Source organism: Leptothrix discophora (assembly GCF_030705305.1).
Lineage (GTDB): Bacteria > Pseudomonadota > Gammaproteobacteria > Burkholderiales > Burkholderiaceae_C > Sphaerotilus > Sphaerotilus discophorus.
Genome location: NZ_JAUZEE010000002.1, coordinates 490917 through 506982, shown reverse-complemented (window position 1 = coordinate 506982; position 16066 = coordinate 490917). Strand labels below are relative to the sequence as shown.

The 16066-nt window shown below is 71.7% G+C and carries 13 protein-coding genes; 1 reads left to right on the top strand and 12 read right to left on the bottom strand.

Annotated elements, in window-relative coordinates; genetic code table 11:
* Positions 1 to 20: 20 nt before the first annotated feature.
* The 11 genes from Q8X39_RS05790 to Q8X39_RS05740 form a co-directional block, all read right to left on the bottom strand.
* Positions 21 to 1148, bottom strand: coding sequence for an outer membrane protein assembly factor BamB (locus Q8X39_RS05790; RefSeq protein WP_305748687.1), 1128 nt, complete (start codon positions 1146 to 1148; stop codon positions 21 to 23).
* Entirely contained in the window at positions 1145 to 1819 is a 675-nt protein-coding gene (locus Q8X39_RS05785; RefSeq protein ID WP_305748686.1) for a YfgM family protein, read from the bottom strand. Before Q8X39_RS05785 ends, Q8X39_RS05790 begins: the two co-directional genes overlap by 4 nt.
* 105 nt (positions 1820 to 1924) lie before the next feature.
* Positions 1925 to 3262 carry a histidine--tRNA ligase gene (gene hisS, locus Q8X39_RS05780; RefSeq protein WP_305748685.1) on the bottom strand — a complete coding sequence of 446 codons (1338 nt, stop codon included), beginning with the start codon at positions 3260 to 3262 and terminating at the stop codon, positions 1925 to 1927.
* A 61-nt stretch (positions 3263 to 3323) separates the two neighbouring features.
* Complete coding sequence (ispG, locus tag Q8X39_RS05775; protein WP_407067971.1) at positions 3324 to 4622, bottom strand: flavodoxin-dependent (E)-4-hydroxy-3-methylbut-2-enyl-diphosphate synthase; 1299 nt, start codon at positions 4620 to 4622, stop codon at positions 3324 to 3326.
* Between the two features lie 11 nt (positions 4623 to 4633).
* On the bottom strand, positions 4634 to 5650 hold the full coding sequence (locus Q8X39_RS05770; protein ID WP_305748683.1) for a RodZ domain-containing protein: 1017 nt from the start codon (positions 5648 to 5650) through the stop codon (positions 4634 to 4636).
* A complete protein-coding gene (gene pilW / locus Q8X39_RS05765) occupies positions 5643 to 6533 on the bottom strand; it encodes a type IV pilus biogenesis/stability protein PilW (RefSeq protein WP_305748682.1) in 891 nt (296 codons plus the stop codon). Before pilW ends, Q8X39_RS05770 begins: the two co-directional genes overlap by 8 nt.
* A 77-nt stretch (positions 6534 to 6610) precedes the next feature.
* A complete protein-coding gene (rlmN, locus tag Q8X39_RS05760; protein ID WP_305748681.1) occupies positions 6611 to 7780 on the bottom strand; it encodes a dual-specificity RNA methyltransferase RlmN in 1170 nt (389 codons plus the stop codon).
* 67 nt (positions 7781 to 7847) lie between these two features.
* Entirely contained in the window at positions 7848 to 8273 is a 426-nt protein-coding gene (gene ndk / locus Q8X39_RS05755; RefSeq protein WP_305748680.1) for a nucleoside-diphosphate kinase, read from the bottom strand.
* A gap of 220 nt (positions 8274 to 8493) precedes the next feature.
* On the bottom strand, positions 8494 to 10806 hold the full coding sequence (locus Q8X39_RS05750) for a pseudouridine synthase (RefSeq protein ID WP_305748679.1): 2313 nt from the start codon (positions 10804 to 10806) through the stop codon (positions 8494 to 8496).
* A 9-nt stretch (positions 10807 to 10815) separates the two neighbouring features.
* Positions 10816 to 11436, bottom strand: coding sequence for an SMC-Scp complex subunit ScpB (scpB, locus tag Q8X39_RS05745; protein WP_305748678.1), 621 nt, complete (start codon positions 11434 to 11436; stop codon positions 10816 to 10818).
* A 368-nt stretch (positions 11437 to 11804) separates the two neighbouring features.
* Positions 11805 to 12902 carry an RluA family pseudouridine synthase gene (locus Q8X39_RS05740; RefSeq protein ID WP_305748677.1) on the bottom strand — a complete coding sequence of 366 codons (1098 nt, stop codon included), beginning with the start codon at positions 12900 to 12902 and terminating at the stop codon, positions 11805 to 11807.
* A 150-nt stretch (positions 12903 to 13052) separates the two neighbouring features.
* Between Q8X39_RS05740 and Q8X39_RS05735 the strand changes: the two genes are divergently transcribed.
* Entirely contained in the window at positions 13053 to 13829 is a 777-nt protein-coding gene (locus tag Q8X39_RS05735; RefSeq protein WP_407067970.1) for an outer membrane protein assembly factor BamD, read from the top strand.
* 50 nt (positions 13830 to 13879) lie between these two features.
* Here Q8X39_RS05735 and Q8X39_RS05730 read toward each other — a convergent pair whose 3' ends face one another.
* Complete coding sequence (locus tag Q8X39_RS05730; protein ID WP_305748675.1) at positions 13880 to 15853, bottom strand: DNA repair helicase YoaA; 1974 nt, start codon at positions 15851 to 15853, stop codon at positions 13880 to 13882.
* Between the last annotated feature and the right edge of the window lie 213 nt (positions 15854 to 16066).

The window sequence follows — 16066 nt, the reverse complement described above, 5'->3', positions numbered from 1 at the left end:
GCCCGCGGCGACGCGCGCGCTCATTCAGGCCGGAAGGCGTGGACGCCGCCCGAACGGGTGATGGCCAGCAGCGTGGTGCCCGAACGCACCAGCGGCGCGGCGATGCCGCTGCCGTCGGTGGGCAGGCGCAGCAGGCTGTCGCCCCGCTCGCGGCCGAAGAAATGCAGCCAGCCTTCGAAGTCGCCGAAGACCACCGTGCTGCCGCTGATCAGCGGCGCGCTCAGGCCGCGGTTGCGCAGGCGCTCGTGGCTCCACAGCAGGTCACCGGTCGACGCCTTCCAGGCACTGACGCGGTCGCTGCCATCGGCCGCGACCAGCACGTCGGCATCGGCGGCGACGCCCTGGTAGCCACCGAAGTTGCGGCTCCAGCGCAGCTGGTTGCGTTCGACCTGCACGCAGCCGACCGAGGACTGGAAGGCGCGCAGGCACAGCACCTCGCCGCTGCGCACCGCCGGCGCGACCAGGTCGGCAAGACGTTCGACCTCGTTGGTGCCGCGCTGGGCCGGCAGGGCCAGTTCCTGGCGCAGCGTGCCCAGCAGCGGGTCGATCTGCAGCAGGCGGGCGCCCTGCCCGGCCAGCAGCGTGTCCTTGAAGGGCAGCAGCACGCCCGGCTGGGCCAGTGCCAGCGGCTCGCCGCTGCGCGACAGGCTCCACAGCTTGCGACCGTCGAGCACGTCGTAGGCCTCGATGGTGCGGTCCACGCGCTGCACGAAGACACGCTCGCCGGCCACCAGAGGCGCGGTCACCGCGCGCGAGCCGAGCCGGCTGCGCCAGCGCACCTTGCCGCCTTCGAGCACGATCAGGTCGTTGCTCGCGCCGACGACCGCCAGGAAACGGCCGTCGCTGCCGACGCCGGCGGTCAGCCGCTCGCCGACCGCGATGCGGGCCCGCTCGGCACCGGTCGAGGCGTCCAGCGCGAGGATCACACCGTCGCGCGAGGCGACGATGAAGCGGTCGCCCTGCACCGCCACGCTCAGGCCCGGCAGTGGCGCGCCGCCCAGGCTCTGGCGCCAGACCTGCTTGCCGGCGATGCGCGGCGTGACGACCTCCAGCGGCGCCGGCTTGGGCGGCGACGAGCCGCAGCCGGACAGCAGCGCCGCCGCCGCCATCACGGCCGCAGCGCACGCGGCGCGGGTCAGCGACCTCACGGCTGCGCTCCGGACGCGGCAGCGTCGGCCGCCGGGGCGGCGCCCAGCGCGATCAGCTTGGCCTCGATCAGGCGACGGTAGTCCAGCGTCGGGTCCATCGCCTTGTAGGCCTGCTCGTAGGACTTGATGGCATCGGCCTTCTGGTCCAGCGCGACCTGGATGTCGCCACGGCGGTCGGCCACCAGGGCCTCGTAGCCTTCGGGCAGGTCGGTCGGCAGGGACTTGAGCGCCTCGTCGGCCTTGCCGGCGTCGAGCAGCAGCGCGGCCAGTCGAAGGCGCGCACCGACCTGGTACTCGCGCACGCTGGCCTTGTCGGCAACCCAGGCCAGCGTGGCGCGGGCGGCCTCGGCCTGGCCCTTGTCGGCCTGGACCTTGGCGGTCAGCAGGCCAGCCTGGCCGGCGATCGGCGTGCCGGGGTAGCGCGACTTCAGGTCCTCGAAGACCTTGCCGGCGCGGTCGGCATCACCGACCAGCACGGCGCGCTCGACCTCGTCGTAGATGCCGTTGGCCTTGCTGGCCTGGTCGCGCTGCCACCACTGCCAGCCGTTCCAGCCGGCATAGGCGCCCAGCACGAGCACCAGGCCCCAGCTGATGACGTTGCCCCAGCGCTTCCAGAAGTGCTTGAGCTGATCGATCTGTTCCTGTTCTTCGAGGTCGAGGTGCGTGGCCATGCAGTGCCTGAGGGACGTTCGGATTGCGGCACCGGTGCGGCAGCCGCAGCCGCACGCACCGGTGAATGGAAGGAGGTCGGTCCGGGCGCCGGACCGAACCCAAGATTATGCGGGCAGGCCTGCGCCGGCCTGCAGCTCGGCGGCCCAGGCGGAGGCCCCGTCCAGGGGGCACAGGCGCTGGGCGCCACCGCCCTCGCGCAGCGGCTTGACGGCCACCATGCCCTGGGCCAGCTCGTCGGTGCCGAAGACCAGCGCAAATCGCGCGCCGCTGGCATCGGCCTTCTTGAACTGCGACTTGAAGGAGCCGCCGCCCGCGTGCATCTGCACGGTCAGGCCGGCGGCGCGCAGCTGGTCGAGCACCACCATCGCCTGCGGCAGCCCGGACAGGTCGGGCAGGACGGCGTAGGCGTCGGGCTGCGCGCCTGGCACCGGCACGCCCAGCTCCTGCAGCAGCAGCAGCAGGCGCTCGATGCCCAGGCCGAAACCGATCGCCGGTGTGGCCTTGCCGCCCAGCTGCTCGAACAGGCCGTCGTAGCGCCCGCCGCCGCAGACCGTGCCCTGCGAGCCGAGCTGCTCGGTGATCCACTCGAACACCGTCAGGTTGTAGTAGTCCAGACCGCGCACCAGCCGCGGGTTGATGCGGTAAGGCAGCCCGGCGGCATCGAGCACCGCACAGACGGCCGCCAGGTGCGCCCTGGACTCCTCGCCCAGGTGAGCCTGCAGCTTCGGCGCGGCTTCGACCAGCGCCTGCATCGCCGGATTCTTGCTGTCGAGGATGCGCAGCGGGTTGCCGTGCAGACGACGCCGCGCATCCTCGTCGAGCTGGTCGGCGTGCGACTCGAAGTAGGCGATCAGCGCCGCCCGGTGCGCCGCACGCTCGGCCGGCTGGCCCAGGCTGTTGAGCTCCAGCCGGACATGGCAGTCCGGGCCGTCGCCGACCTTCAGGCCGAGCGCGTGCCAGAGCTGGCGGACCATCAGGATCAGCTCGGCATCGACGTCCGGGCCGGCAAAGCCCAGCGCCTCGACGTCGAGCTGGTGGAACTGGCGGTAGCGACCCTTTTGTGGCCGCTCGTGGCGGAACACCGGCCCGATGCCCCAGACCCGCAGCGGTCCGTTGTAGAGCGCGTTGTGCTCGACCATCGCGCGCACAATGCCGGCGGTGATCTCCGGGCGCAGCGTCAGGCGGTCGCCATTCATCGCGTCGGTCCAGGAGTACATCTCCTTCTCGACGATGTCGGTGGCCTCGCCGATGCCACGCACGAACAGCGCGGTCGGCTCGACGATCGGCGTCATCAGGTACTGGTAGCCGTGGCGCAAGAGCACCGCCTGCACGGTGGTCTCGAACCAGCGCCACAGCGCCGAATCGGGCAGCTTCTCCTTGCGCGGCAGGCCGGCCGGCAGGATGTCGTTCATGCCTTTGACGGCCTGGATCTTCTCGCTCATGTCTTCTCGTCCAAGTGAAAGCGGCGGCATCGAGCCGCCGCCAGCGGGTCAGGTGCCGGCTTCAGGCGTGTGCCGCTGCGGCGCCGTAGCGGCGCTCGATGTATTGCTCGACGATGGCCTGGAACTCGGTGGCGATGCCCTCGCCGCGCAGCGTCAGGGCCTTCTCGCCGTCGATGAACACGGGCGCGGCCGGGGCCTCGCCGGTGCCGGGCAGGCTGATGCCGATGTCGGCATGCTTGCTCTCGCCGGGGCCGTTGACAATGCAGCCCATCACCGCGACCTTCATGGTTTCGACGCCGGGATAGCGCACCCGCCAGACCGGCATCTGGGCGCGCAGGAAGTCGTCGATCTGCTTGGCGAGTTCCTGGAAGGTCGTGCTGGTCGTGCGGCCGCAGCCCGGGCAGGCGGTGACGCTGGGCACGAAGCTGCGCAGGCCCAGCGCCTGGAGGATCTCCAGGGCGACCACGACCTCCTGGATGCGGGCTTCGCCGGGCTGCGGCGTCAGGCTGACGCGGATGGTGTCGCCGATGCCCTGCTGCAGCAGCACCGACAGCGCAGCGGCCGAGGCCACCGTGCCCTTGGTGCCCATGCCGGCTTCGGTCAGGCCCAGGTGCAGCGGGTAGTCGCAGCGCGGACGCAGGGCCCGGTAGACCGCGATCAGGTCCTGCACGCCGCTGACCTTGCAGCTCGGGATGATCTGGGCCGGGTTCATGCCCAGCTCGACGGCGGCGGCGGCCGACTCCAGCACCGACTGGATCAGCGCCTCGTACATGACCTGGCGGGCCTCCCAGGGCCGGGCGCGGCGCTGGTTCTCGTCCATCAGGCGGGCCAGCAGTTCCTGGTCCAGGCTGCCCCAGTTCACGCCGATGCGGATGGCCTTGTCGTGCTTGACGGCGGCCTCGACCATCATCGCGAACTGGCGGTCCTTCTTGTCGCCCTTGCCGACGTTGCCGGGGTTGATGCGGTACTTCGACAGCGCCTGGGCCATCTCGGGGAAGTCGGTCAGCAGGCGGTGGCCGTTGTAGTGGAAGTCGCCCACCAGCGGCACGTCGATGCCCATGCGGTCGAGCTGCTCGCGGATCGCCGGCACGGCAGCCGCCGCCTCGGGCGTGTTGACCGTGATGCGCACCAGCTCGGAGCCGGCGATCGCCAGTTCCTTGACCTGGATGGCCGTGCCGATCACGTCCTCGGTGTCGGTGTTGGTCATCGACTGCACGCGCACCGGCGCATCACCGCCGATGGTCACGACGCGCTCGCCCCAGACCACGCGGGCCTGCAGGCTGCAGCGCGGTGCGGGCTCTCCGAGCGCGATCGGCTCGCGGTCGAGGTCCAGGTCGGTCTTCGAGATCTCGTTGGCCATGCGGCTACCCATCAGTTGAGTTCGACCCGGGCGACGTTCTCGCGGGTCAGCGGCGCGAGGTCGACCGGCGCGCCCTTGAAGAGCACCTCGGTGCCTTCGGCATTGCCGATCTTCAGCCGGATCGGCAGGCTGCCTTCGAGCCCGACCGTCTCGCCGGCCGGCAGCATGCGCGACAGCAGGATGGCACCGGCGGCGTCACGGGCCTCGATCCAGGATTCGGCGCGCGTGCGCAGCACGACGGTGCGGGCATAGGCCGCGCGTGCGGGCTCGCTGGCTGCGGCCGCCGGAGCCGTCGCCTTGGCACCGGCCTTGCCGCTGGCCGACGCCGGCGCGGCGACCGGCACCGGCTGCAGGTCCTCGCGAGGCGCCGAGTGCACGGTCTCGATGACCGCGCTCGGTGCGCCCGAGACCGCGACCGCGCCGCCGCTGTCGCCACCATCGGCGGAGGCCATGCCGCTGCTGGCGGCCGCATCGACGGCCACCGGCGCCTCGATCACCGTCGTGCCGTCGGGCGATGCGGAGCCGGACAGGCGTCCTTTCAGCCCCGTCCAGGCCGCGACGAGCCCCTCGGGCAGCCAGCTCGCCGCCGGCGGTGCCTGCCAGACCAGCAGCGCCAGCAGCAGCAGCGCGATCGGCGCGAGCAGGTTCGGGCGCAGCCAGTGGCGCCACTGGGTCAGGCGATGACCGCCCATGGGCTCGTGATAAGGCGTTGCCAGCCCGCGCGTGACCGACTCCAGCGCGACCGGCGCGACGCCGACGCTGGGCAGCGCGGCGAGCACCGGCTGAGGGTCGATCTCGAGCTGGCGGGCGATCGAGGTGGCCAGGCCGCGCACGAAGGCCATGCCCGGCAGTTCCTCGTGTCGATCGGCTTCCAGCGCCTCGAGCTTGCGCACCGGCACCTTCAGCAGCAGCGCCAGCTGATCGAGTTCCAGCCCGCGGCGCTCGCGCGCGGTGCGCAGCATCGCACCGGCACTGCCGCTGGGCGGCACGTCCGGCGTGGCGGGCGTGGACGGCGTCGCTTCACTCATCGAATAGGCCTCGTTCAAACGCAGCGCTCTCGCGCGAACCGGGGTAGCGGTTGCGCAGCTGCCGGCCGAGGTCTTCGGTGGCAGCCAGGTCGTTGCGGCGATGTTCGATGCGGGCGGCCAGCCACAGCGTCTCGGCACTCGACAGGTTGCTGTCGCCGTTGAGCCGCTGGACATAGAACCGCGCGCGATCCAGGTCACCTCGGCGCATCAGCACCTCGGCCAGGTTGTAGGCGATCGCCGGGTTGCCGGTGTCGAGCTCGAAGCCGCGCGCCAGCAGTCGCTCGGAAGCGGCCAGATCGCCGGCGCGGGCCTCGCAGACACCCTGCGCCAGCAGCGTCTTGGACGGGTCGCGGTAGCGCGGCAGGGCCAGCGTCTGCTCGAAGTAGCGCCGCGCCTCGGGGTAGCGGCGCTTCTGGCACAGGTACCAGGCGTAGTTGTGGGACGCGTCGGCATCGGCGGCGTTGATCGCCAGCGCACGCCGGAAGCTCTCGTCGGCCAGCGCGTCCTCGGACAGGCTGGCGTAGATCAGGCCGCGCAGGTTGTAGGCCGCGCCGTTGTTCGAGTCGGCCTGCAACGCCCGCTTGACCTCGTCCAGCGCCGTGCCGGCCTGGCCCTGGCTGAAGTAGGCCGCCGCCAGTTCAAGGCGGATGCGCGAGCGCTTGGCGACGTCGGTCTCGTCGGAGGCGGTGACCAGGTCCGGCCGCGGCGCGCCCGCCTGCGTCGTGCTCGGCGCGCTGTTCGTGCCGGCCGGTGGGGTCGCCTGGCGGGTGTCGCCCACGCTGGTGTTGACCACCTCGGTGGTGGTGGTGCAGCCGGGCAGGCCGACCAGGAAGCCGGCCACCACAGCGGCGGCCAGGCAGACACGCAGGAGTCGCTTGGGCATGGTGGCGCGATTGTCGGGCCAGCCTGCCAGGTCCGAACAACAGGCGTTGGGGCCGGCGGCCTTCGGGAAGGAAACGTTCATGCCGACGCAGCCGGATCGACCGGCGCCGCGCCGCTCGCGGCATCGCGCACGATGCGGATCGGCGCGCGGGTCATGCGCTCGTGGGCGCGGGTGCGGTCCTGCACCTCGCCGGCCAGCTGACCGCAGGCCGCGTCGATGTCGTCGCCACGGGTCTTGCGCACCGTCGTCACCAGCCCACCGTCGATCAGGATCTGGGCGAAGGCCTGCACGCGCGCATTTGGCGAGCGCTTCAGGCCCGAGGCCGGGAAGGGGTTGAAGGGAATGAGGTTGAACTTGCAGGGCACGCGGCCAACAGGGCCGCGCGGACCGACCAGTTCGAGCAGCGCGCGCGCCTGCGCATCGCTGTCGTTGACGCCGTCGAGCATGCAGTACTCGAAGGTGATGAAGTCGCGCGGGGCGCGGGTCAGGTAGCGCTGGCAGGCGCCGAGCAGTTCGGCCAGCGGGTACTTGCGGTTGAGCGGCACGAGCACGTCGCGCAACGGGTCGTCGCCGGCATGCAGCGACACGGCCAGCGCCACCGGCAGGTCCTCGCGCAGGCGGTCCATCATCGGCACGACGCCGGAGGACGACACCGTCACGCGCCGGCGCGACAGGCCGTAGCCGTGGTCGTCGAGCATCACGCGCAGCGCCGGCACCAGCGCGCCGTAGTTCTGCAGCGGCTCGCCCATGCCCATCATCACGACGTTGGTGATGACGCGGTCGCCGACGGCGGTGCCCTGCTCGCGCCGCAGCGTGTGCTCGGCATACCAGAGCTGGGCAAGGATCTCGCCGGTCGAGAGGTTGCGAGAGAAGCCCTGGTGCCCGGTCGAGCAGAAGCGGCAACCCACGGCGCAACCGGCCTGGGACGACACGCAGAGCGTGCCGCGGTCGTCCTCGGGGATGTAGACGGATTCGACGGCGTTGCCGTCACCGACGTCGAACAGCCACTTGATCGTGCCGTCGGCCGAGCGGTGCTCGGAGACGACCGGCAAGGGCTGCACGACCGCCTGCTCGGCCAGCTTGCCGCGCAGGCTCTTGGCCAGGTCGCTCATCTGCGTGAAGTCGGACGCGCCGCGCTGGTGGACCCAGCGGAACAGCTGGACCGCGCGGAAGCGCTTCTCGCCGAGCTGCTCGCACCAGGCGGTCAGCGCGTCGAGGTCGAAATCCAGCAGGTTGACCGCAGTCATGGGCGTCCGTCGAGAGACCTGGGATGCGGGCGAGCCGGCCACAGCGGCCGCCTTGCCCGCCGCCGCATCAGCGGCTGTAGACCGACATCGCGGGGAAGAAGAACGCGATCTCGACGGCGGCCGTCTCGGCAGCGTCGGAGCCGTGCACGGCGTTGGCGTCGATGCTGTCGGCGAAGTCGGCGCGGATGGTGCCCTTGTCGGCCTTCTTCGGGTCGGTGGCGCCCATCAGCTCGCGGTTCTTCAGGATGGCGTTCTCGCCTTCCAGCACCTGGATCATCACCGGGCCGGAGATCATGAAGCTGACCAGGTCGTTGAAGAACGGACGGGCCTTGTGCACGCCGTAGAAAGCCTCGGCCTCGGCACGCGACAGCTGGGCCAGGCGAGCGGCGGCGATCTTCAGGCCGGCGCCTTCAAAGCGGGCGTAGATCTGGCCGATGACGTTCTTGGCGACGGCGTCGGGCTTGATGATGGACAGGGTGCGTTCGATGGCCATGTAGTTCTCCAGGGACCGGTTCTCGTGGGACCGGGTGTTGACGAAAAGCCGACGATTTTAGCCGCCGGACGTGACAGCACCGGACCGCTTGGGTCAGCCGGTGCCATCAAGGGACATCGGGGTCCGGACCGGCCGGACCCCGAGGCAGGGTCTTGTGCGTGGGGCAGCGCAGGGCAAACGGCCGGAAGGCGGCTCGCCCGGGCGAGGCTGTCGCAGCGCCTCAGCGCCGCCGGCCACCGCCACCGCGGTTCTTGCCGCCACCGCCACCGGGCTTGGTGAAGTAGGCGTCGGCACCGATGTAGCCCACCGAGGTCTGCAGCGGATCGGGTTCGCGCGGGCCGCCGCCGGCACCCTTGCGGGGACCGTTGCCACGGCCACCCACCGGTTCCTCGATCGGGCGACCGAAGCCGGCAGAGATGCGCTTGGAGCCGGTCGCGAAGCGGCGGTCGAAGGTCTGTTCCAGCGGGTTGGGGATGTACATCGGACCGTCGTCGTAGTCCGGATCGTCGCGCGGCACCGAAGGCTCGGCACGCGGCGGACGCTGTTCGGCGCGGGCATCAGGACGCCGCTGCTCGAAGTTGCCGCCCTGCCCCCCTGGGTTGCCCTGACCCCCGAAGCCCGGCTTGCCATGCTTGCCGCGCTGCTTGCCCTGACCTTGGCCCTGGCCCTGGCCCTGGCCACCACCCTGGCCACCCTGACCGGCCTGGCGACCGTTCGGTCCGCCCTGGCCATGCTGCTGGCCTTGCTGACCCTTCTGGCCCTTGCCATGCTGCGGGCCACGCTGTTGCTGCTGACCACGCGGCTGCTGGGGCTGCTGGGGCTGCTGCTGGCCCTGCGGCGCCTCGCCCTGGGCCTCGCGCGGACCCTGGCCGGCCCCGTCGCGCGGCGCGTGCGCCAGACGGCGGATCGCGCGCACGTCGTACTCGCCGAGCTCGACCCAGACGCCGCGCTTGAGGCCGCGCGGCAGCACCACGGTGCCGTAGCGGATGCGGATCAGGCGGCTGACGGTCAGGCCGACGGCGTCGAACAGCTTGCGAACCTCGCGGTTGCGGCCTTCGGCAATGATCACGCGGTACCAGTGGTTGACGCCCTCGCCACCGCCGTCGGCGATGGCCTTGAAGGCGGCTCGCTGGCCGTCGACGTCGACGCCTTCGAGCAACTGGGCGCGGTCACCCTCTTCGAGCTTGCCGAGCACGCGCACGGCGTACTCGCGCTCGACGCCGAAGCGCGGGTGCATCAGCTGGTTGGCCAGTTCGCCCGAGCTGGTGAACAGCAGCAGGCCTTCGGTGTTGATGTCCAGGCGGCCGACCGACAGCCACTTGCCCGACGGCAGGCGCGGCAGCCCGCGGAACACGGTCGGACGGCCTTCCGGGTCGTGGTGCGTGACGACCTCGCCGACCGGCTTGTGATAGGCCAGGATGCGGGCCGGTCCGGGTGCGATGCGCACCTTGACCGGCCGGCCGGCGATCTTGATCTGGTCGCCGTGGGCGATGCGCATGCCGACGTGGGCGACCTCGCCATTGACGGTCACCTGGCCGTCCTGGATCAGCTGCTCCATGTCGCGGCGCGAGCCGACGCCGGACTGCGCCAGCACCTTGTGCAGCTTGGGCGCCTCGGGTTCGGGGCGCAGCACGCGCTTGGTCGGCTCGGCGGCGGCTTCCTCGACCGGCTCGACATCGAACTCGCCGGACAGCACCTCGGCGAACAGCTCGCCGGCATCGACCGGCAAGGCGACCTCGCCGGTGGGTGGCACGTCATCGACCGCAGCAGCGACCGGCGAGGCCGCCACGTCGGCACTGGCGCCCTCGTCGGCGGCGGCACGTTGGCGATCACGGCGGTTGCGGCGGTCACGGCGGCGCGGACCACGATCCTGGGCCTCGTCGCCTTGGGACGACTGACCTTCGGCGGCGGCCGGTTCGGTGGAAGCCTGCGCCTCGACCACCGGCTCTGCCAGGGCTTCGACAGGAGCGGCCGTGGTGGCCGCAGCAGCCTCGACCGACGGCTCGGCGGCTGGCTTGCGGTTGCGCGGACGACGGGCCGGCGCGGCGGCTTCGACGGCCGGTTCTGCAGCGGCTTCGACGACCGGCGCGGCCACGGGTGCTGCATCGGCGACCTCGACGGCCTCGGCCACGTCGGCCGCCTTGCGCTTGCGCGGCGCCTTGGGCTTGGCGGCGACAGTGGCCTCGGCGAGCCCTTCTGCCGGTCGTTCGGCGGGAACTTCTGCGGGCAGCGCCGCCGGCACATCGACCACGGCCGGCGCGGCAAGCGACTCGGCTGCGGCCGCAGCGGCCTGCTCGATCGGGCTGGCCGATCGGGCCGGGGCGCGGCGACGTGGCGCCTTCGCGGGCACGGCCTCGGCGCTGTCGGGCGCGGCGGCCTCGGTTGGCGCCACGGCAGCAGGCGCCACGACGGCCGGCGCGCCGGCCTCGACCGCCGCAGCGGTCTTGCGAGGCGCGCGACGACGAGGCGCCGGAGCGGAATCGGACGCGGCGGCGGCCGGGGTCGGATCGGTGGAATCAGGCTGGTCGTTCATCGTGTGGCCTCAGGCCTCTTCGGAAGGTGTGACATCGCCCGGTGCCGCGTCGGCTTCGAGCGCGTCGAGCAGGGAGGTCTGCTGCGGCAGTGCCGCAGCCAGGTTCTGGGGGTCGGGCAGCACCGCGTCCAGCGTGGGCAGCTGGTCGAGCGAGCGCAGGCCCAGGTCGTCAAGGAACTGGCGCGTGGTCGCCAGCAGCGCCGGTCGGCCGGGAGCGTCGCGGTAGCCGATCGTGTCGACCCAGCCGCGGTCCTCGAGCTGCTTGATCATCTGGCTGCTGACGGTGACACCGCGGATTTCCTCGATGTCGCCGCGCGTGACCGGTTGGCGGTAGGCAATGATGGCCAGCGTCTCGAGCGTCGCGCGGGTGTACTTCGGCGGCTTCTCGGGGTGCAGGCGATCGAGGTAGACGCGCATCGCGGGCCGGCTCTGGAAACGCCAGCCGCTGGCCACGCAGACCAGCTCGACACCACGGTCGCGCCAGTCGCGCAGAAGCTCGTCGAGCAGCCCGCGCACCGTGTCGGCGGCAAGCTCGTCATCGAAGAGCACGCGCATCTCGCGCACCGTCATCGGCTGCTGGGCGCAGATGAGCGCGGTCTCGAGGACGCGTTTGGCATCCTGGGTGTTCATGGATACGGTCTGTCACCTTGGCCGCCATCCCGGCTGCCTGTGTGCGGGCCAGTGGCCCGGTCGGTTGCTGTTCTTCGGCCTGTCGGCCGGGGGTTGCGGCCCTTCCCTCTTGGGCGGGCCAGCGTGTCACTGTTCTTGGTGCGGGCGCATCTCGCGCCCCATGTCGCGCCAGTCCGGCCTTGCGGGCCTCCGCATCGGGAGACCGTCGCACCGGCATGCGGACGGTTCGCGCTGTCTTTCCTGAGCCGGTGTCGACCGAGGGCTACATCCTCGACGACCGGGGGTCGCGGCCTTCGGCTGACCACCGGACCCGACGCCGGCGCTGATTCTGCCGGATGGATCGGTGCAGGCGACGGCGCTGCTTCGACTCAACGTCGCGGATTGTAGTCCCACGATGGCAAGCGGCTGAACGGCTGGCCACACACCTGTGGCCAGGCCTGTGCAATGTCTGACGGAAGCGGCGCCTCGAAGACCAGCGCGCGGCCGTCGACCGGATGCGCCAGCGACAGCCGCGCCGCGTGCAGCGCCTGGCGTGCCAGGCCCAGGGCCGGCGCGCCGCCGTACATCGCATCGGCCAGCAGCGGGTGCCCGCGCGAGGTCAGGTGGACGCGGATCTGGTGGGTCCGGCCGGTGTGCAGCTTGCAATGCACCGCGCTGACCGGACGTGAGGTGCCGCCCGGACCGATCGGCAAGCTTGCGACGCCCAGCCGCAGGACGTCGGTCATCGCCGGCTTGCCGCTGGCGAGCAGCGCCATCTTCACGCGCGAGACCGGATCGCGCCCGATCGCCGCATCGATGCGCAGCGGCCGACCGGGCGCGCTGCCGGCCAGGTCACCATGCACCAGCGCGACGTACTCGCGATGCACGCTGCGATCGGCGATCGCGCGCACCAGCGCGGTCTGGGCCACCAGCGTGCGCGCCACCAGCATCAGGCCCGACGTGTCCTTGTCGAGCCGGTGCACGATGCCTGCGCGGGGCAACTGCGCGGCGCCGACGTGGTGGGCCAGAAGCCCGTTGAGCAGCGTGCCGCTCCAGTGGCCGGCGGCGGGATGCACGACCAGGCCCGCGGGCTTGTCGATCACCAGCAGGTGCTCGTCCTCGTGGACGATGGCCAGCGCCATCGGTTCGGGCCGGAAGGCGGTGCTCTGCGCCGTCGGCCACAGCGCGACCTCGACCTGCTGGCCGGCCGTGACCTTGCGCGAGGCCTGCGTCGCGACGCGCGCGTCGACCTGCACGTGGCCAGCCTCGATCAGGTGCTGCAGGTGGCTGCGCGAGAACTCGCCTGCCAGCGTCACCAGCAGCTTGTCCAGGCGCAGGCCGTGGGTGCGGGCATCGACGCGGGCGCGGCGGCGCTCGACCGCATCGGCATCGGGTGGAACGCTGCCATCGGCTGCGGCGGCGTCGTCAAGGGCTTCGTCGAACTCGTCGTCGACACCGGTCAGGGTCGCGTCCGGGGCTGAGGTCACGCGGACCCCCTTCCTATAATCATCGGCTTGTTTCCATCGAAGCCGGCGCCTGACCGCCGGTGAGCAGACGCCATGTTCAGCGCCCCACGCTTCCAGGTCCGCACCACGGTCGGCACCACGGTCCGCCGCGGCTTGACCGGCCATCGCGTCATGCTGGCCGGTGCGCTGGTCCTGGCCACGCTTCTGGGCGCCTGCGCCGGCGATCCGAAGAAGCTGCCCGAGAACAACAACGTCGGGAAATTGTACGAAGAGGCCCGCGAGGAAGCCTCGGCCGGGGCGAACGAACGGGCCATCAAGCTCTACGAGCGCATCGAAGGCCTGGCTGCCGGCACGCTGCTGGCCCAGCAGGCCCAGCTGGAGCGGGCCCACCTGCACTACAAGCAGCGCGAAAAGGCCCAGGCGCTCGCCACGGTCGAGCGCTTCCTCAAGCTGCACCCGACCAGCCCGGCCGCCGACTACGCCTACTACCTGCAGGGCCTGATCAACTTCAACGACGACCTCGGCCTGTTCGGCACCGTCGTCGGCACCGACCTGGCCGAGCGCGACCAGCAGGCCTCGCGCGCCGCCTACCAGAGCTTCAAGCAGCTGGTCGAGCGCTACCCCGAATCGAAGTACGCGCCCGATGCGCGCGTGCGGATCAACTACATCATCAACTCGCTGGCGGCCCACGAGGTCCATGTGGCGCGCTACTACTTCCGGCGCGGTGCCTACGTGGCGGCCGCCAACCGGGCGCAGCAGGCGCTGGTCGACTTCCGCGGCGTGCCCGCGGCCGAGGAGGCGCTGTTCATCATGGCCAGCAGCTACGACAAGCTCGGTCTGACGACGCTGCGCGACGACACCTGGCGCGTGCTGCAGACCAACTACCCGAAGAGCGCCTGGCTGGCGCAGCGCCAGGACACGCCCGGCGGCCAGGTCGCGAACCGCTGATACAGCCGGATCGACGGCCTCCCGGCCAGCCGCATCCGGTTCCGACGCGTTCAGGCCGGCTCGCCCGCCAGCGCCTTCAGCCAGTCCAGTGCCTCGGCCTCGCTCTCGACCATCGGCATCGGCGGGAGTGCCGCCAGCAAGCGGCGCCCGTAGCCCATGCTCAGCAGGCGCGTGTCGCAGATCACCAGCAGGCCGCGATCGGTCTCGCTGCGGATCAGCCGCCCGGCGCCCTGCTTGAGCGCCACCGCCGCCTCGGGCACGAAGTAGTCGTCGAAAGGCGACTGGCCTTGCGCCTCCAGGCTGCGGCTGCGCGCCTCGGCCAGCGGGTCATTCGGCGGCGGGAAGGGCAGCTTGTCGATCAGCACGCATTGCAGCGCCTTGCCCGGCACGTCGATGCCTTCCCAGAAGCTGTGCGAGCCGACCAGCACGGCGCGCGGCGCACTCAGGAAGCGGCTCAGCAAGGCCCGCTTCGGACCCTCGCCCTGCACCAGGACCTCGATCGGATCGGCCATCGCGGCGAACACGCCGCGCAGGTGCTCGCCGACCTCGCGCAGCGCACGCAGCGTCGTCGTCAGCACGAAGGTGCGGCCACCCAGCGCCGCCGCGCAGCGCGCGGCCAGCGCGCCGACCGCCGCCGGATGACGGGGATCGTTGGGTCGCGGCATCGACGAGGGCACGTAGAGCCGGCCGTGGCGCGGGTAGTCGAAGGGGCTGCCCACCCGCAGCGTCTGCGCATCCTCGACGCCGGCACTGCGGGTGAACCAGCTCAGCTCATCGTCGTCGCCCAGCGTCGCCGACGTGAAGATCCAGGCCCGGCTGCCGTCCTCGACCTGGTCACGCAAGGTCTCGCGGATGTCCAGCGGCGCCTCGGACAGGCGTGCCTGGTGCAGCGTCAGGTCCAGCCAGCGCACGTGGCCCGGCGGCACCGGCTGGGCATAGGCAGCCAGCAGCTGGCTCAGTGCCTGAGCCCTCTCGCGCAGCTTGGCCAGCTCCGGCGCCGCCTCGGCGACCGGGCCGAGCGCATCGCTGGCGCCGACGCAGGCCCGTCGGGCGGCCTCGAGCGCCTCGGCGAAGTCGGCGCTGCGGCCGCGCTCGTCCCAGCGCAGCCGGGCCGAGCCCCGCAGTTCGCCGGCACAGGCCAGGCGCAGCCGGCGCGCGCCCTGCTCGACCTGGCCGGCAATGGCCGACCAGTCCTGCAGGCCGCGCGCATGGGCCAGGCCGGCGGCCAGCAGGTCGCGGCTGTAGTCCAGCAGCTGGCCGGTGCCGAGGTGGCGGCCGAGGAACTGCACGCCAGCCTCGTTGAGCTGATGGGCCTCGTCGAACACGACCGCATCGACGCTGGGCAGCAGCTCGGCCATGCCGGTGTCGCGCAAGGCCAGGTCGGCGAAGAACAGGTGATGGTTGACGACCACCAGGTCGGCCTGCAGCGCCTCGCGGCGGGCCAGCATGACGTGGCAATCGCGGTAGCTGGGGCATTCGCTGCCCAGGCAGTTCTCACGCGTGGAGGTCACCAGCGGCACGATCGGCGAGCGGTCGTCGAGCACGTCCAGCTCGGCGAGGTCGCCCTTGTGCGTGGCCTGGGCCCATTGTTCGATGCGCGCCAGCAGCCGCACCGACTGGCGGTCCGGCAGCTCACCCTGCTGGCGCGCCAGCTGCAGCCGGTGTAGGCAGAGGTAGGAGCCGCGGCCCTTGAGCAGCGCGATCTGCACCGGCAGGCCCAGCTGGCGAGCCAGTCGCGGCAGGTCGCGCATGAAGAGCTGGTCCTGCAGGCTCTTGGTGGCCGTGCTGACCAGCGCGCGCTGGCCCGACAGCAGCAGCGGCACGAGATAGCCGAAGGTCTTGCCCACGCCGGTGCCGGCCTCGGCGACCAGCACGCTGCGCTCGTCGAGCGCCTGCGCCACGGCCAGTGCCAGCCGCGTCTGGACCTCGCGCGGCCGGAATTGCGCGTCGCTGCGCGCCAGCAGGCCACCCGGCGCGAAGGCGTCGAGCACCTCGGTCTGCAGCGGGCTGCGCGCGACGGCCATCAGCGGCGAGCGCCGTCGGCGGGCGACGCGTCCGGTCGGTGGAAGGAAGGGGCAGTCGTCAAGATCGGGGAGCGAGTGCGTCGCGGTTCGAGGTCCGGTGGGCCGGACCAGTGGCATCCGGGCACCGTCGAGGCGTTCAGGAAGCCCGTCGGCGTGGACAATGCAGCGAGTCGCGCTGCCACGTGCAGCGATGCCGGCACGCGCAAAACGTGT